This window comes from Rhodococcus qingshengii JCM 15477, assembly GCF_023221595.1.
In the GTDB taxonomy this organism is placed as follows: domain Bacteria; phylum Actinomycetota; class Actinomycetes; order Mycobacteriales; family Mycobacteriaceae; genus Rhodococcus_F; species Rhodococcus_F qingshengii.
The window spans coordinates 275,855-291,714 of record NZ_CP096567.1; the positions used below are offsets into that span (position 1 = coordinate 275,855).

Annotated in this window: 15 protein-coding genes, 3 pseudogenes and 1 riboswitch; of the genes and pseudogenes, 13 read left to right on the plus strand and 5 right to left on the minus strand. The window is 62.5% G+C overall.

The genetic code is table 11. From position 1 onward, the window contains the following. Window positions 1-33: 33 nt before the first annotated feature. Window positions 34-1,350, plus strand: coding sequence for a phytoene desaturase family protein (locus M0639_RS32375; protein WP_064074856.1), 1,317 nt, complete (start codon window positions 34-36; stop codon window positions 1,348-1,350). Between the two features lie 53 nt (window positions 1,351-1,403). Here the strand turns inward: M0639_RS32375 and M0639_RS32380 are convergent, their stop codons facing one another. After that, window positions 1,404-2,189 (minus strand): TetR/AcrR family transcriptional regulator, encoded by a 786-nt coding sequence (locus tag M0639_RS32380; RefSeq protein ID WP_074447138.1) that lies wholly within the window; start codon window positions 2,187-2,189, stop codon window positions 1,404-1,406. 161 nt (window positions 2,190-2,350) lie between these two features. On the opposite strand from M0639_RS32380, the gene M0639_RS32385 reads away from it, so the two are divergent. Beyond that, a complete protein-coding gene (locus M0639_RS32385; protein ID WP_058228098.1) occupies window positions 2,351-2,542 on the plus strand; it encodes a ferredoxin in 192 nt (63 codons plus the stop codon). Window positions 2,543-2,610: 68 nt separating this feature from the next. Next, entirely contained in the window at window positions 2,611-3,849 is a 1,239-nt protein-coding gene (locus M0639_RS32390; protein ID WP_058228047.1) for an NAD(P)/FAD-dependent oxidoreductase, read from the plus strand. 123 nt (window positions 3,850-3,972) lie between these two features. Here M0639_RS32390 and M0639_RS32395 read toward each other — a convergent pair whose 3' ends face one another. Further along, window positions 3,973-5,535, minus strand: a complete 1,563-nt coding sequence (locus M0639_RS32395) for an acyl-CoA carboxylase subunit beta (protein WP_058228048.1) — start codon at window positions 5,533-5,535, stop codon at window positions 3,973-3,975. 320 nt (window positions 5,536-5,855) lie between these two features. Continuing rightward, window positions 5,856-5,970, plus strand: a riboswitch (SAM riboswitch). A 51-nt stretch (window positions 5,971-6,021) separates the two neighbouring features. On the opposite strand from M0639_RS32395, the pseudogene M0639_RS32400 reads away from it, so the two are divergent. Together M0639_RS32400 and M0639_RS32405 are read left to right on the plus strand one after the other, a co-directional pair. Then, window positions 6,022-6,240 (plus strand): annotated as a pseudogene (locus M0639_RS32400) (aminotransferase class V-fold PLP-dependent enzyme); the annotation flags it as partial. Next, window positions 6,149-6,574, plus strand: coding sequence for a hypothetical protein (locus M0639_RS32405; protein WP_064074857.1), 426 nt, complete (start codon window positions 6,149-6,151; stop codon window positions 6,572-6,574). The pseudogene M0639_RS32400 and the gene M0639_RS32405, both read left to right, overlap by 92 nt. A gap of 166 nt (window positions 6,575-6,740) precedes the next feature. Here M0639_RS32405 and M0639_RS32410 read toward each other — a convergent pair whose 3' ends face one another. Next, window positions 6,741-7,034: a hypothetical protein gene (locus M0639_RS32410; protein WP_156667375.1), complete on the minus strand. Its 294-nt coding sequence runs from the start codon at window positions 7,032-7,034 to the stop codon at window positions 6,741-6,743. Window positions 7,035-7,637: 603 nt separating this feature from the next. On the opposite strand from M0639_RS32410, the gene M0639_RS32415 reads away from it, so the two are divergent. After that, entirely contained in the window at window positions 7,638-8,087 is a 450-nt protein-coding gene (locus M0639_RS32415; RefSeq protein ID WP_231915179.1) for a GIY-YIG nuclease family protein, read from the plus strand. A 29-nt stretch (window positions 8,088-8,116) separates the two neighbouring features. Then, a pseudogene (locus M0639_RS32420) lies at window positions 8,117-8,852 on the plus strand (IS6 family transposase). 80 nt (window positions 8,853-8,932) lie between these two features. On the opposite strand, the pseudogene M0639_RS32425 reads toward M0639_RS32420, so the two are convergent. After that, window positions 8,933-9,052 (minus strand): annotated as a pseudogene (locus M0639_RS32425) (aldehyde dehydrogenase family protein); the annotation flags it as partial. A gap of 74 nt (window positions 9,053-9,126) precedes the next feature. Continuing rightward, window positions 9,127-10,395, minus strand: a complete 1,269-nt coding sequence (locus M0639_RS32430) for an acyl-CoA dehydrogenase family protein (RefSeq protein ID WP_058228051.1) — start codon at window positions 10,393-10,395, stop codon at window positions 9,127-9,129. Between the two features lie 185 nt (window positions 10,396-10,580). Between M0639_RS32430 and M0639_RS32435 the strand changes: the two genes are divergently transcribed. From M0639_RS32435 to M0639_RS32460, 6 genes are all read left to right on the plus strand, one after another. Then, entirely contained in the window at window positions 10,581-11,105 is a 525-nt protein-coding gene (locus M0639_RS32435) for an aromatic-ring-hydroxylating dioxygenase subunit beta (RefSeq protein WP_054801153.1), read from the plus strand. Then, the gene (locus M0639_RS32440; RefSeq protein ID WP_058228052.1) at window positions 11,102-11,905 is read left to right on the plus strand and encodes an SDR family NAD(P)-dependent oxidoreductase; all 804 of its coding nucleotides are present in this window, start codon (window positions 11,102-11,104) and stop codon (window positions 11,903-11,905) included. Before M0639_RS32435 ends, M0639_RS32440 begins: the two co-directional genes overlap by 4 nt. Before the next feature lie 31 nt (window positions 11,906-11,936). Continuing rightward, window positions 11,937-12,857 carry a quinone oxidoreductase family protein gene (locus M0639_RS32445; RefSeq protein ID WP_064074859.1) on the plus strand — a complete coding sequence of 307 codons (921 nt, stop codon included), beginning with the start codon at window positions 11,937-11,939 and terminating at the stop codon, window positions 12,855-12,857. A gap of 492 nt (window positions 12,858-13,349) precedes the next feature. Beyond that, window positions 13,350-13,958 carry a helix-turn-helix domain-containing protein gene (locus M0639_RS32450; RefSeq protein WP_058228054.1) on the plus strand — a complete coding sequence of 203 codons (609 nt, stop codon included), beginning with the start codon at window positions 13,350-13,352 and terminating at the stop codon, window positions 13,956-13,958. Continuing rightward, entirely contained in the window at window positions 13,850-14,182 is a 333-nt protein-coding gene (locus M0639_RS32455; RefSeq protein ID WP_231915187.1) for an IclR family transcriptional regulator domain-containing protein, read from the plus strand. The genes M0639_RS32450 and M0639_RS32455 overlap by 109 nt, the downstream gene beginning before the upstream one ends. A 110-nt stretch (window positions 14,183-14,292) precedes the next feature. Beyond that, window positions 14,293-15,852, plus strand: a complete 1,560-nt coding sequence (locus M0639_RS32460) for a long-chain-fatty-acid--CoA ligase (protein WP_167349902.1) — start codon at window positions 14,293-14,295, stop codon at window positions 15,850-15,852. Window positions 15,853-15,860 lie beyond the last annotated feature (8 nt).

Consider the following 15,860-nt stretch of genomic DNA (forward strand, 5'->3'; position numbering starts at 1 on the left):
TTCTTACCGAGAATTTCACTGAGGAGCATCGCTATGAGTAGTCCCGAGAACAACTTCGACGCCCTGGTAGTCGGCGCCGGCGCCGGCGGTCTGTTCGCTGCGGCCCGGCTACAACATCTGGGCTACCGCACTCTGCTGGTGGAGCGTCTGGATCAGGTTGGTGGCCGCGCCTCCACACACGACATTGACGGCTTCAAGGTCAACAACGGTGCCATAGTCATCGAGACCGGCGGCATCACCGAGGAGACCTTCGCCGAACTCGGTGCAGAATTCGACGTGCGTTCGCCGAAGCCCCCGATTCTCTATCGTCTGGGTGGTAAGGATGTGGATGTCAGTGGCGGCGGTTGGGGCTTCCTTCTCGGCAAGCTCACCCGTCAGGGTGCCAAGCTGGTCAAGGGAATCGGCGCGGCCCGCAACGATTCCGGTCTGCCGGAGGACGAGTTGTCCACTGACGAGTGGGTGTGCAAGTACACCAAGAACGAGGGCGTGCGCGGCATCTTCCGCAACATGTGCGGTTCGGTGTTCGCGGTGAGTTCGGAGGAACTCCCGGCCCGGGTTTTCCTTACGTACTTCACTCGCAAGAGTGCGTTCAAGACCTTCGGTTTCGCTCCCGAGGGCACCATCGGAATCTGGCGTTCGCTGGCAAGCGCCTTCGAACGTGACGGCGGACAGCTCTGGCTGAACGCTGAAGTCGAGAGCATCATCACCGCCGACGGTCAGGTGACCGGAGCTGTGATCGAGCGCGACGGTCAGTCCGTGGAGGTTTCCTGCAGGTTTGCAGTCAGCGACACCGGCCCCGCGGCCACGGTGAGTCTCGTCGGCAGCGAGAATCTGCCGGCGGATTACCTCGAGACCGTGAAGCGTGGTGACCGGCCCTGCTCGATGATCGCGGTCAACTTCGCCAGCCAGGACAGACTGATCGACGTACCCGGCATGCTGAGCTTCGCGAACACCAAGCGTCTTTGCTATGTCGCGAACTTCACCGATGTGTGCCCCGAGATGGCTCCGGAAGGGTGGAACCTCTACGTCGGTGCAGCAGTCCCGAAACCTGCGGTGGGTGACTTCGACGAGGAAGCGGAAACCAAGATTCTCCTCGACGAGCTGCAGGCGGAGATCAAGGGTTTCGACAAGGCTCGAATCCTCTCCGTCGTCACCACCCGCGACGGGTGGCCGCCGCAGCGCGCGGTGTCGGGCTTCGATCTGCCAAACACCACTCCGATCGCCAACTTGTGGAACGTCGGCGACGGGGTGAAGGAATACGCCAACGGCGGCACCACTGCTTGCGCTGAGACCGCCAAGATTGTTGTCGACGCGGTCCGGGAGCGATTCGCTGTGGAAGCGACTGCGTAGCGGAAGTGAGGATCTGAGAGCGGCGGCCACCGGAAGATTCAGTGGCCACCGCTTCAGCCCTTTGCCGCGACCTTCTTGGCGCTTGCCGTCTTGGTGCCGGACCTGCGACCGACTGCCTTCGCAGTGTTGGACTTCGCGGCCACGCGCTTAGTGCTCGACTTCTCGGGGGCGGGTGCCGAGGATGTGTCGGCTACCGTTCCGGCAAGTGCGGCAGGACTCGCAATACCGTGCAGCACGATGGACTGCGCGGTCCGGACGAGGCTGGTCAGTGAGCCGCCTCGTTTCGGATTCCACCACTCTGCCGCCCAGTTCAGCGCCCCCATTACCAGCATGCGGGTAGCCCGAACGTCGAGATCCTCGCGTAGTTCCCCGGCGTCCTTGGCCGCCTGGTACAGCGCCTGCCACTCGTTGCCGTATTTGTTGCGTACGCTCTCGTGCCGCTCACGAAGGTGCTCCGGCATTTGTCCACCGTTGCGGATGGCGGCTGTGGTGTAGTCCGAGATGGAAAGTTCATAGCGCAGATGCGCCTCGACGGCTGCCGCGATGCGGTCGATAGGACGCGTATTGGGGTCGAGCGCCTCGAGTACCTCGCTCACATGGGCGCGGATATTGGAGATGCCGACGAACATGACCTCTTCGATCAGCTCTTCGCGGGATTTGAAGTAGTAGTAGATGGCGGGCGCCTGAAGTTCGGCGTGAGCGGCTACATCTACCAGCCGGGTACCGGCGAAGCCCTTCCGGCTAAGCACGTATGCAGCGGAATCGAGGATGCGTTCACGCGTGAGGGCGCTCTTCGTCCGGTCCTCGGCCGCTGATCCGGCCGTATCGTTTTTAAGCACGGATCGATTATATCGGCACACCGGCCACCCCAGTTACCTCCTGAACATGGCCCACCGATGCGCACTGGAAAGTGGACCTGCCGGAAGAGATACTTTAATCTATATTAAAGTAAATAATGATCCCTGTAGGAACTGCGCAATCGCGTCGAAAGGACACCGTCATGAAGGTTGAAGTTGACAGGAAGAAGTGCACCGGACTGGGCATCTGTGAGTCCTTGGCGCCGGCTTTCTTCGAAGTAGACGACTCCGGCGACCTGCTCCTGCTCAAGGACGACATCGGGCCCGATGAACTCGCCGAGATCGAAGAGGCCGTAGCGGGCTGCCCCACTGAGGCGCTGCGGATCATCCGCTAGGGGAAGCGCCGCGGGTTCTCCGGAGGAGGGGAACTCCCACAAAACGACATCAAGTAGAGGACGAGGATATGAGCGAGCGGCATCTGGTAGTGGTCGGCGCGTCTCTGGCCGGACTGCGTGCGGTCGAAGCAGCCAGGAAGACCGGCTTCACCGGACCGATCACACTGATCGGTGGAGAGAAGCACCTGCCCTACGACCGTCCACCGCTGTCGAAGGCCTATCTCGAAGCAGGATCGGAACCCGAGTCCACCCAATTCCGTGACAGTCGCACATTCTCGGATGAACTCGATGTGACACTGCTACTGGGACGACGCGCGACCTCCCTCGATACCGCACGGAAAGTCGTCGTAGTCGACGACCGTGAGGGGCGAAGCGAGGTGCATTACGACGCTCTTGTCATCGCCACCGGGGCCGATGCGCGCCTCTTGCCCGGTACCGAGGGGCTTGCGGGCGTTCATTCCCTGCGCACCATCGATGACGCGATTGCGGTGCGTGCGGCACTCGACGCGAATGCTCGGACGGTAGTGATCGGTGCCGGATTCATCGGCTCCGAAGTGGCTGCCGCAGCGCGTAAGCGAGGCGTGGACGTCACGGTCGTAGAGGCGCTGGCCACTCCGTTGGTGCGGGCCGTCGGCGAGAGGCTGGGTGGTGCAATCGCATCCCTGCACGAGCGCAACGGCACACCACTCCTGTGTGGGGTGGGTGTGAGCGCAGTGGAGGGCGCCGGACGCGTTGAACGCGTGGTCCTTTCGGACGGCACCGTTCTGCCCGCGGATCTGGTGGTCGTGGGCATCGGTGCTGTGCCGGCCACCGGCTGGCTGGAGGATTCTGGCCTGACTCTCGACAACGGAATCGTGTGCGATGAGAACCTCTACACCGGTGTGGAGGGAGTGTATGCGGCCGGCGATGTAGCACGTTGGCATAACACGCTTTTCGATCGTTCACAGCGTCTGGAACACTGGACCAGTGCTGCCGAGCAGGGAGCCGTCGCTGCCCGCAACGCGCTCGATCCTGATGCCGTGAAGGCTTACACCACCGTTCCCTACTTTTGGTCCGACTGGTACGGCAGCCGGATTCAATTCGTAGGGGTTCCGCAGGCCGACGAGATTGTGGTGGTCGACGGTGAACTCGACAGTGACCGCTGGGTCGCGCTCTATCGCGAGGGTGATCGTCTGGTCGGCGCCCTTACCCTCAACGGTCAGGCTGTGATCATGAAGTACCGAGGCCTGCTGATGAAGGGTGCCACCTGGGCCGACGCCCTTGCCTTCGCCGAGAAGCGAAAGCTGGCAGCTGTAGTCAAGGCGTAATCGCAGCGATACTGAATCCAGAATGCTTGGCTGACAGGATTTTTCGGAGAAATCAGGCCACCATCGCTCGGGCTGTGAGCGATGGTGGCCTAGTCGTACGTGTACTTCCGAAGTGGAGACGGACTAGATCGGGGAAATTGTCCGGCGTTTGCCCGGCACCCGAGATTCTCGTCGCGGAGCAACCCGGGACAGTGCTTCGGCTAGAAGTCGACGGGTATCCGAAGGGGCAACCACGTCGTCAATTCCGAATCCGTCAGCGGCTTCGAAAGCTCCGATATTGGAACTGAACTTGGCAATCAGCGACTTACGATGGGCCGTAGGATCATCCGCAGCTTCCCACTCGCGGCGGTAGGCGATGTCAACTGCGCCTTCCACCGGCATTGCGCAGATCTCGGCAGTAGGCCACGCAAGGGCGAGATCGGCTCCGTAGCTCCGTCCGCCGCCCATCGCGATGTACGCGGCTCCGTACCCTTTGCGCAGAACGATACTGAACCGAGGGACGGTTGCCTGCCCCATCTCGAAGACCAATCGCCCACTGCGCCGGGACAACTGGCTGGATTCGGCAGCAGTACCGATAAGGAACCCCGGCAGATCGATCAGGATGACCAGCGGCAAGCCGAACGCATCGCAGACTGCAATAAAATGTGCGGCTTTTTCACAGGCAGGGCTGTCGAGCGCCCCACCCAGATGAAGCGGCTGGTTCGCGATGACTCCTACTGGACGTCCGTCGATGCGCGCGAAGCTGGTCACTACGTTGGCCGCAACGACCTCGCGCAGTTCGAATACCGAATCCTCGTCGGCTATTCCGCGGATTACGTCCCTGACATCGTAGGATTGGCGACTGCTGAGCGGCACGACCTCGTCGAGATCGACGGCGGCCGGTTTCCGAATGCCGGGCACTCGTGGCGGAAATTCCTCTGAACTCGACGGCAAGAACCCGAGGAACGCCCGAATCGCGTCGATGGCTTCTGGCTCGTCGTCGACCGCGATATCCGCAACACCGTTGCATGCCTGAACATCGGCGCCGCCGATCTGCTCATTGGTCAGATTCTCACCCGTGGCAGCAGCGACAAACGGCGAGGAGGACATCCCCAGGGTCGACATATCCCTGACCATCACAACAAAATCGCTGAGTGCAGCGAGGTTTGTTGCGACACCGAAACCCGGGCCCATCATCGCCGAGACGACAGGAACCAGTCCCGACAAATCGACGAGCTGTTGAAGTAGAGGTGACCCGGGTGCGGCGTGGCGTGAATCCAGACCCTCCTGCATGCGGTGCCCGCCCCCGTCGCTCAGCAAGATCAGCGGGATCCGGTCTAGCAGAGCGCGTTCGGCGCATCGAGCGACCTTCTGCATTCCGGTGACGCCGTTGCTGCCGCCCAGCACGGTAAAGTCGAAGACCGCCAGCGCTACTGGCCGACCATCCACGTAGGCCACTCCCGTGACGACGCCGTCGCCGGGTGCAATCAGGGGGTCGCTTCCGGGCTGAGCAGGCCCGGGCCCGGCCAGTCCGCCGAATTCGAAGAAGCCATCCTCGTCGGCCAATAGTGCGATGCGCTCGCGGGCGGTCAGTTTGCCGCGCTGATGTTGACGGCTGACCTCTGCCGGCCTCGACGCGTCAAAACCCGACGCGTGCCGATCGATGACCTGCTGCGCAAGTGGATTTGGTGTCGAATCCTTGCTCACCGCACTACCTTTCAATGAATTTGGTGCCCAACGAAGCTGGTTCTCTCTGATTCATCGCCATCGTCCCGAAAACCGAGATCACTCCGTCGGCGTTAATTGAATGTAAGTTAAAATAAAGACTGCGTCAATCTGCTTGCCGGGCGTGCGTCCGACAAGCAGATGAACGCAGATCTGCTACTGCGGAGCAGTTCGAAGGCCATCCTCGGAAAGCGTCGTGCCGAGCATGTTCGGCCGGCTCGATCTCAGGCTCTATGCAGCCGAGACAGATGGATTACGCGTCAGGTTGACAAGGTTGGAAGTTCCTGCCATTCTCCTTTGCAGGTCACGAGTACCAGTGTTCAGCCCCGGCTTGCTGGTCGGCAACCCTCCTCCGCGGTGGGGTGCTCCGGGTGACGACCCGGCTGTATCCGAAAACGGATGCGGCAAGCGCGGGCTTCCGGGAACAACACCCGAAAAATGAGTCCTTGAACGTGAGGATTGTCTTCGATGACTGCTGTTTTGAGTGCCGAGTTCTGTGCCACCGCCCCCATTGCCAAGGTTTCGGGTTCTGACCTGCAGGTTCCCCTCGTGCAGGGCGGCGAGTGTTCGTACGCAAACTTCGACTACGCAGCCAGTGCGCCAGGCATTGGCCCAGGTCACGGACTGCATCGCAGAATTGCTCCCACTTACGCCAGCGTCCACCGCGGCGCCGGAAACGTCCGAAGGCCAGATCGTCGGATTCACGATCCGGCATGACTACACGACACTGGCGGACGTCCCGGTCTCCCGGTCTCAGCTCCGGCGGGGCACAGCCCGCATCGCACCAGTAGTAGCAGAGACGTTGCACCGTCTCACCGCCCCAGAGCGAACCGAATCCGCTCGGTTGCAACAGTCGATCGAACTGCTACGAGTGGAAGAGGACGCTGCTCGCAACGCTGCGACCTCGCTCCTGTTCCCTGACGAGCAGACGCTCGTCGCAGCCGAAGCCCGACTAGCTGCGATCGGCGCGGAGATCGCCGGCGTCCTCGACAGCGACCACCAGCACAGTCAGGCGGCCTGACCGACACGGGGCAGGTGCGGATCCTTCGCCTTGCCGCACCTGCCCCGAATCCGCACCAGAGAACCGGCCCTCACACCTGATCTGTGAGGGCCGGTTCGCTGGTGTCGGCGGCAGCAAAGAGCCGGACAGGTCCACAGACAACTTCCCCCACAGCGCGGCCGGACAGTCATGACCACAAATACCGCTGGCGACCTACGAGAGTTTTCTCGTAGGTCGCCAGCGGTATTTGCCTCTCAGGCGGCGTACACAACACGTCCAGACTCTCGGCCAACAAGCCTCCGTCCAGAACCCACCGGACGAACAGAGGCTCGCTCGAATCGAAGTTGGCGTACTCCACTTCGCCGGTCACCCCCAACTCCGCGACAACAGAGAGCGCCGCTTTGGCCGCCACGGCGTCCCAGGGATAACCAGCATCGCGCAGCGCACCTCCACCGCCGAACCGGATGTGCAACGTCGACACCGTGCAGTCTACCCGAAAGCGTTCGCACTGCTCTACCAGTGCGCTCGTACGGAACAATCCAGCCAACATGCCAGCGAGCCGCGCATCAGGACTGACGTCAGAGAACTCACCCCGTGTCTCCGCACCACATGACACCAGCGAAGCAATCGTTGCCGCCACTGTTGCATCCAACCCACCATCGTCGTCACTTCGATCAGCGACGACGAATGCTCCACGGAAGCAACGACTTTGTCCTTCACCCATTATGTCCCTCGATTCTGTCTGCGAAATCCGATACGCCAATGGCCACCAGGGACGACTGCGGGTGCGGCACGCCGACCTCATGCTCCGCTCGAACCGAGAGCCCGGACAGGACAGACACCCAACCGATCCGATTTCCAACACGCGCTGGCCCACCGAGATCCCGTAGCTCTCAACCCGGTCACCGCACTGACGCGCACCCACCACCGCTCTCGCGCTTTGGGTCCAGTTCACGGACAGCGTCCGCCCGGTGCGCGATGCCTTCATCGCTTTGCATGCACCGTGCCGACGAGGCTGACAGCTCGCGCCACACGACCCTGCCCTCATCGGCGACAGTTCCTGTTTGTCGCGCTGAGTGTCTGCGTGGCGAGGCAGACTGCTCGCTATGCAAACCCCGCATCCACGGCGCCGCACGATGCAGCCGATACCATCACCGCGCTCAGTAGCTCCAGTCGCGCGCTCGAGGACCTATCCATGCTGCCCGCGGCACCGGGCCTTTACGCGTGGTGGGCGGCGCCGGAGGTGTTCTCTCAGCTCCCGGGGCCCACACACCCGACCAACGCTGGGATACGGCTGCTCTACATCGGTCTCGCCACGAACCTGCGCCGGCGGATTATCAGTAATCATCTGCGCCGCAGCGGATCATCCACCCTCCGCCGCACCCTCGCCGGGTTGCTCCTCGATACCGAGCACTACCGGACCCGACGCACTGATCGCGTCGTCCTCGTCGACGAGGACGAGATTCGACTGACTGCCTGGATGCACACCCATCTACGATTGACCTGGTTCCAGCACCCGGCATCGTCAACTTAACTGGGCCTCCAGTCAGGGACGATCATTGGATGAGCTTTGGAAGCGAGACACTGGCGGATGCGACGCGGTCACTGTACAAACGGCACCGCTATCCTGCGGAGATCATCGCGCACTGCGTGTGGTTGTACTACCGGTTCACCTTGAGCTTGCGCGACGTTGAGGAGTTGATGCTCGCCCGCGGCATCGTGGTTTCGCACGAGACGATCCGTACATGGTGCGCGAAGTTTGGGCCCGAATACGCGCGTGGCCTGCGCCGACGCGCTCCCGAACCTGGCGACACATGGTTTTTGGACGAGGTGTTCATCAAGATCGGCGGTATCCGGAAGTGCCTGTGGCGGGCGGTCGATCAGGAAGAGAACGTCCTCTTTCGTCCTGGTCCAGTCACGACGCAACGCGAAGGCAGCGAAACGCTTCTTCGGCAAGCTGATGCGCAAGCAGGCCCCGGCGCCGAGGGTGCTGGTGACCGACACGCTCGCCAGTTACGTTGTGGCGCATCGTGAATTTATGCCATCGGTCGAACACCGGCGCTCGAAGTACCTCAACAACCGGGCCGAGAACTCGCACCAACCGACCAGGCAGTGCGAACGGGCAATGAAGGTCTTCCGCTCGCCCGTTGCGGCACAACGGTTCCTGGCGGTGGTCAGTGCGATCTCGCCGCACCTCCGGCCTGGCCGACACAAGCTCACTGCGAGCGATTACCGCTTCGAAATGACCGGCCGATTCGCTACCTGGAACGACGTCACCGGCGCACCTTACGCCGCCTGAACCGGTTTCACTCCAAGAGAATTCGCCCCCCAGTATGACCGAATGCTGTTGATCCCCAGTTGCGTTCAGCTAAGTTGACAAAGCCCGATCAGGGCCGATTTTCCACCCAGTTCGTGCACCACGGGCTTGAGTGACCGCGCCGCCAGGGCCATGATGTCGCTTCCAGTGCGATCGGATCCGGTGAAACTGATCATGTCGACAAGCCGGCCTCGGCGGCAGCTGACGTTTGACGGCACGATGGTGGGCATCGGTCTGACGCCTGGTGTCACGACAACTAGGAAGCGTCGTACAGTTCGTGGGCGCGTCGCGTCATCTCGACCTTGTGGTAGCTGGGGAACATGCCCTCGGCCGGCTTGATGTCGCGCAGGACTTCCTTGGCGACGACGACCTTGTGGACCTCCGTAGGGCCGTCGGCGAGGCCGACATGGAACGAGTGGATGACCCACTCGGCGAACGGCATCTCATGGGTCAGGCCCAGCGATCCGTGGAGGTGCAGGGCACGGGAAGAGATGTCGTGGAGGAGCTTGGGCATCGTCGCCTTGACGGCCGAGACGTTTTTGCGGATTGCCTTCCAATCGTTGCCCTGGTCGGCCAGCCACGCGGTCTCGAGGATTAGCAGGCGGAACTGACGCAACTCGACCCAGCTGTCGGCGATCTTCTCCTGCACGAGCTGTTTCTGCGAGAGTTGCTCGCCCTTGGTCTCGCGCGAAACGACTCGCTCGCATATCATCTCGAAGGCGCGTGTGGCCTGGGCGAGGGTGCGCATTGCGTGGTGCATGCGGCCACCGCCGAGACGGACCTGAGCCACGACGAATGCGTCGCCCGGTCCTCCGAGCATGTTCTCCGCCGGGACGCGGACATTGTTGAAGCGCAGGTGGGCATGCGATTCGTCGGGCTCCCCGTAGACACCGTAGTTCTTGATGTTCTCGATGCCGGGAAGGTCGCGCGGGACAATGAACATCGACATGCGGCGGTACGGGTTCTCGGCGTCCGGGTCCGTCACCACCATGAGGATGAAGAACGCCGCGTGGTCGGCCTCGGAGGCGAACCACTTCTCGCCGTTGATGACCCACTCGTCGCCGTCGGGCTCGGCATGGGCCGTGAAGATCAGGGGGTCGGCGCCGCCCTGCGGTTCGGTCATCGAGAAGCACGACACGATCTCGTTCGCCAGCAGCGGGTGGAGGAAGGTCTCCTTCTGCTCGTCGGTGCCGTAGTGCGCGAGGATCTCGGCATTTCCGGAGTCCGGCGCCTGGCAGCCGAAAACGATCGGGCCGAAGCGCGACATGCCGAACTTCTCGTTCATCAGTGCGAGTTTGAGTTGGCCGTAGCCCTTTCCGCCCAGTTCGGGGCCCAGGTGGCAGGCCCACAGTCCACGCTCCTTGACCTCGGCCTGTAGCGGCCGGACGAGGCGGATGAACTCAGGGTCGTGGATGTTCCACTGGCTGCCCAGTAGGTAGTCAAGCGGCTGGACCCGCTCGCGCACAAAGGTGTCGATCCAGTCGAGTTCGGGCTGAAACTCAGGATCGTTCTCAAAGCTCCACATGCTGGGTGTCCGTTCCGTCGAGGTGATGTCGGCACGACAGTAGGTCAATTGAATTAAAAACACAATCAACTGATTCACTGTGGTTTGAAGTGGATACGTCGAGGTTCCGGACCATGGAACGTGCTCTGGTCCACACTCGATCGGCCCGAAAGACTGGCGATCAGTGAGACAACAGGAGGTTGACGATGAGTAATGTCCAGGTGGACCCGGTTCCCGTACTGTCCGTGTCGGACGCGCAGCTTCGACAGATCGAGCGGTACCTCTTCGACGAGGCGCAGTTGCTCGACGAGTGGCGGCTGCACGAGTGGCTCGAGCTCTTCACCTCAGATGCCCACTACCTCATTCCTTCCACAGATCGTCCCGACGGCGACCCGAGCCGCGACTTGTTCCTCGTGCAGGACGATCGGTTCCTGCTGGAGCAGCGTGTCAACTCGCTGCTGACCCGAGCTGCTCACGCGGAATACCCTCACTCACGGACGACCCGGATGATCTCCAACATCCGGGCAACGCACGGGGAATCCGGCCGCATTCACGTCCGCGCCAACTTCGCCGTCTACCGCGTCCGCAACGGGGTCATCGACACGTACGTCGGCCAATACCGTCACATTCTCGAGCCTGATGCCGAGCAGGTCCTCAAGTACGTTGAGCGCAAGTCCGTCCTGACAATGGACGCGCTCCGTCCACACGGCAAGGTCAGTATCATCCTGTGAGCCGTCTCGAAGGTAAGGTCGCGATCGTCACGGGCGCCAGTGCCAATATCGGGGGATCGCTGGCAGCAGGGCTCGCAGCAGCGGGGGCCAAACTCGTCTGTACAGACATGTCGGCCGAAGTTGCGGCAGCGACTGTCGCACGTATCGAGGACGCGGGTGGTGAGGCACTTGCCGTCACCGGTGACGTCACCGATCCCGATCACGTATCGGACGTCGTCGCTCAGACGCTGGAGCGCTGGGGACGTATCGACGTGCTCGTCAACAACGCCGTCTGGTTCAACCAAAAGGGGCTCTTCACAATGCCTCTCGATGAGTACCGCCGCCAGATCGACATCATCTTGGGTGGTGCCTTCCTGTTCACCCGGGCGGTCGGCCAGGCGATGATCGACCAGCAGGTCGCGGGCAGCATCATCAACGTCCTCTCGACCGCGGCGTGGCAGGGACAGCCCGGCAACATCGGCTACAGCACAGGCAAAAGCGGACTTATCAACTTCACTCGCTCGGCCGCGATGGAGCTCGCCGAGCACGGGATCCGGGTCAACGGCTTCACCCCGACAGCGACGCAGCCGGAGGACCCGGAACTGGTGGCTCGGATGGCCGCAATGACGAGCCAGCCCAGCGCTTACCCGATGGACTTCACGGCTCAATTCCCGATGAAGCGGTTGCCGACGCCGAGCGACTACGCACCGACGGTCGTGTTCCTTGCATCGGACGACTCCCGGATGATCACCGGCAGCAACATCACGGTCGACGGCGGTGCCACCGCCAAATACTGGCCGTGGAGGCCCCAGCAGGACTGAACAACCCACTAGGGCCGAACAGGAGGACACCGTGCGTGCTGCAATCATCACAGAACTCGGAGCTGAGCCAGTCCTCGGCGAGCGACCCGACCCGGTCGCTGGCGAGGGCGGCGTTCTCGTGCACGTTTCAACCGCAGCCCTCAATCCGGCGGACTTGGTTTATGCCTCGGGTATTCGGCTGAAGCCGTCGACGCCGTTCGTCCCCGGGATCGAAGCGGTCGGTAGAACACCCGACGGAAAGCGGGTCTACTTTTATCCCGCACAGCACCCCCACGGCACGTTCGCGGAGCAGGCCGTGGCGCACCTGGGGCAGGTCCAGCCGCTCGCCGACGACATCACCGACGAACAGGCTCTGTGTCTCGGCGTCGCCGGCACGACCGCCTGGCTCGCGCTGACATACAAGGCCGGCATCCAGCCCGGTGAGTCGGTACTGGTGCTCGGAGCGACCGGCAGCGTCGGCCAGATCGCCGTACAGGCGGCCAAGGCTCTCGGAGCGCGCCGAGTCGTTGCCGCGGGTCGTGACCGCGAAACCCTGGACACCCTGCTCGATCATGGAGCGGACACCGTGGTGACGCTCGACGAGGGCTATGAGAGCAGGCTCGTCGACGCCTCCGAGGGGGGCTTCGATCTCGTCGTCGACTCTTTGTTCGGCGACCCCATGGTGGCCGGCATCCGGGCGACCCGGGCCGGCGGGCGGATCGTCAACCTCGGAATGCGCGCAGGCCGGACCGTCGAACTCCCCGGGATCCCCCTCAAAGGGCGTGACCTGCTCTCGTGCAGCATCGACATGGTGCCGACCGCCGTCAAGGCGCGGGCCTTCGGCGACCTGTGCCAGGTGGCACGCACAGGTGGGATCCACGTCGAGTTCGAGCGTACGGCCCTCGCAGACGTCGCCGAGACGTGGAAACGCCAGGCAACCAGTCCACACTGCAAGCTGCTCATCGTGCCCTAAGCGTGGGACCTCGGCTCAGGTGGTGATGGCGGTCATGATCGTGCAACTCGGGCGCGTGCCGTTCGAGTCGGCCCGAGTTGCCGCCACATTGCGGTTCAGCCATGCATGGGCTGGCGGTCTCCAGAGTCGTGACCAGGAGCGCGATGGTGTCGGCTCTTGCACCGGGGTGGGGCGATACGCCCGCGTGCCTCGACCCTGTGTGACTCGACATAGACGAGGAATCCGTCCTCGGTCTCGATGACCAACAACAGTGCAGGCTACCGCTGTTCCATCTGACGGGACGGTACTCATGCTGACCGTGATCAGGGAACCCGGGCGGTGCGCAGACGTTCCAGCGGTCGGAACCGTGGGTGCCATTTATCGGACACGGATCCCACGATAGCCATTGATTACGGCGTTATCTACGTCACACCGATTTGGCTGCACCGATAGCGACACTCCCGTCGCACCAGCGCGCTCTGGGTAGGTGGCAGCGATGAGGAAGAGGTCCAAATGAGCATCGACATCATTGAACCGTTCACGCTCGACCGGGAAGTCAACGCGTCCCGTGAACCGACTGAGAATGTAGCGCAGTCTTCCGCGTCGAAGGCGCTGGAACTGCTCGAGGTCATCTCGAAGGCCCGCGGAAACTCCTTCGGACTCACCGAGGTCGCGGCCGACATCGGCGTCCCCAAGAGCACGGCGCACCGGCTGCTCAAAACTCTCGTTGAGCACGGCTTCGTTGGACGCAGCGGCTCACGCTACCGAGTTGGCGGCACATTCTTCGAGCTCAGCGAAGCAGCTCGGTGGTCGGAGTTCGGCGAGTTGCGTGATGTCGCGTCCGGACCGCTCAACTGGCTGTTCGAGCGCTCGAACGCCGACGCTGTCCACGTCGCGACCCTGAGCGGTCGCGACGTGCTCTACCTCGACAAGATCACCAGACCAGCTGGAACCGGCTGCCGAGCCGAGTCGGCGGTCGCTTCCCAGCTACCTGCACGGCACTCGGCAAGGCGATCCTCGCCTATAGCTCGCGGGCGACGGTGTTGTCCGTCATCGGACAGCCACTGTCCCGGGTCACCCCCTACTCGGTTGCTCTACGCAACCAGTTCGTCGAGCAGTTGAGCAAGGCGCACACGGATGGTTACGCGATCGAGCGTGAGGAGGCATGCCACGGAACGATTTGCGTCGCTGCCCCGGTTCTGCGCGATGGAAAGACAATCGCTGCGATCTCGCTGAGTGTCCCGACTGCGGGTGTGGCGCGCACCGGTGACGCCGGTCTGGATTCCTTGGGCCGGCTCGCGGTCGACGCTGCTGCCCGAATCACGCGCCTGCTCCCTCTCGACTGAAAGAGGTCGCTATTGCCCGTGAAAACGACCCGTCCTTAACCGAGCACGCGCATCGCTTCCCGAATCGCCTGCCTGTTTCATCTCGTCCATCTACCCTGAAAGAGGTCCCTGTGCCCATAGACACCGACCCGTCCATTGCCGAGCATGTTCGCCGCTGGGCGACCACGGCGCCCGATAAGCCCTGCATGAGTTGCGATGATGTGACCCTGACGTGGGCCGAGCTCCACGACAGGGCTAGCCGGCTCGCACACGGGCTCACCGAGTCCGGAGTCGGACCGCAAGACCGGGTCATCTTCCTCGACAAGAACAACCCGGAGTTCTTCGAAATCACGGCCGGCTCCGCGATGGCAGGGGCCGTGACCGCAGCGGTAAATTGGCGCCTCGCGCCACGTGAGATGCTGCAGATCATCAACCACTCCACGGCCAAGGTGTTGTTCGTGGGGGAAGAGTTCGTAGGGCAGTACGAGCAGTTTCGTGACGATCTGACGACGGTCGAGAAAGTCGTCGTGATCGGCAGGGCGCAGGGCCTGGAAAGCTACGAAGACTGGCTCGAGCGTCACGTCGCGAAGGATCCCCTCGTCCCGGTCCGGTCCGACGACACCGCGATGCAGATGTACACCTCGGGCACGACGGGCCTACCCAAGGGAGTTTTGTTCAGTAGCCGCGCCGTGCTCGCGACGGAGGGAATGGCCGAGGTCCTGCGCATTGACGAGACGTCAACCCTGCTGATCTCGATGCCGGTCTTTCACTCGGCAGGAGCATGCTTGGGGGTACTGGGTTTCCGCACAGGTGCCCACATCGTCATCGCGCGCGATACCGCTCCGACCACAGTCTTGTCGCTCATCGCACGGTGGCGGATCACGATGACGACGCTCGTTCCGGCGGTGCTCAAGATGATCGCCGAGTCGTCCGAGATCGACCGATATGATCTCTCCAGCCTGGATACGATCGCTTACGCCGCTTCACCGATCTCACCTGAACTGCTTCGTCGGTGCCTGGCCGTCTTCGATGCCAGGTTCCTGCAAATGTACGGTCTGACCGAGACGCAGAGCGCCACTACCTTGCTCCCCGAGGACCATCTCGACCCCGAGCATCCCGAACGTATCCTGTCGGTCGGCAGGGCCATACCTGGTGTCACCTTGCGCGTCGTCGACCCCGGGACGGGCGACGACGTCGAGGACGATGTCGTCGGTGAGGTCTGGATCAAAGCGCCTACCAATATGCACGGATACTGGTGCAACGAAGAAGCCACGCGCGACACGCTGACCGAGGATGGTTTCGTCCGAACCGGTGACGGTGCATTGCTACGGGACGGATACGTTTACATGCGTGACCGGCTCAAGGACATGATCGTGAGCGGGGCCGAGAACGTCTACCCGATCGAGATCGAGAACGTCCTGATCGAGCATCCCGCCATCAACGACATCGCAGTGATCGGCGTCCCGTCGAACCGGTGGGGTGAGACGGTCAAGGCGATGGTCGTCCTGAACGCCGATGCTGCACTGACCGAGGCCGAAGTCATCGCCTACGCGCGGGCCAACCTTGCGGTCTACAAGTGTCCTACATCCGTTGAATTCCTCGACGAATTACCGCGCAATCCCTCAGGCAAAATCCTCAAACGGGTACTGCGCCAGCCCTATTGGAACGATGCGGAAGGCCACATCGGCTGACCGGCAGC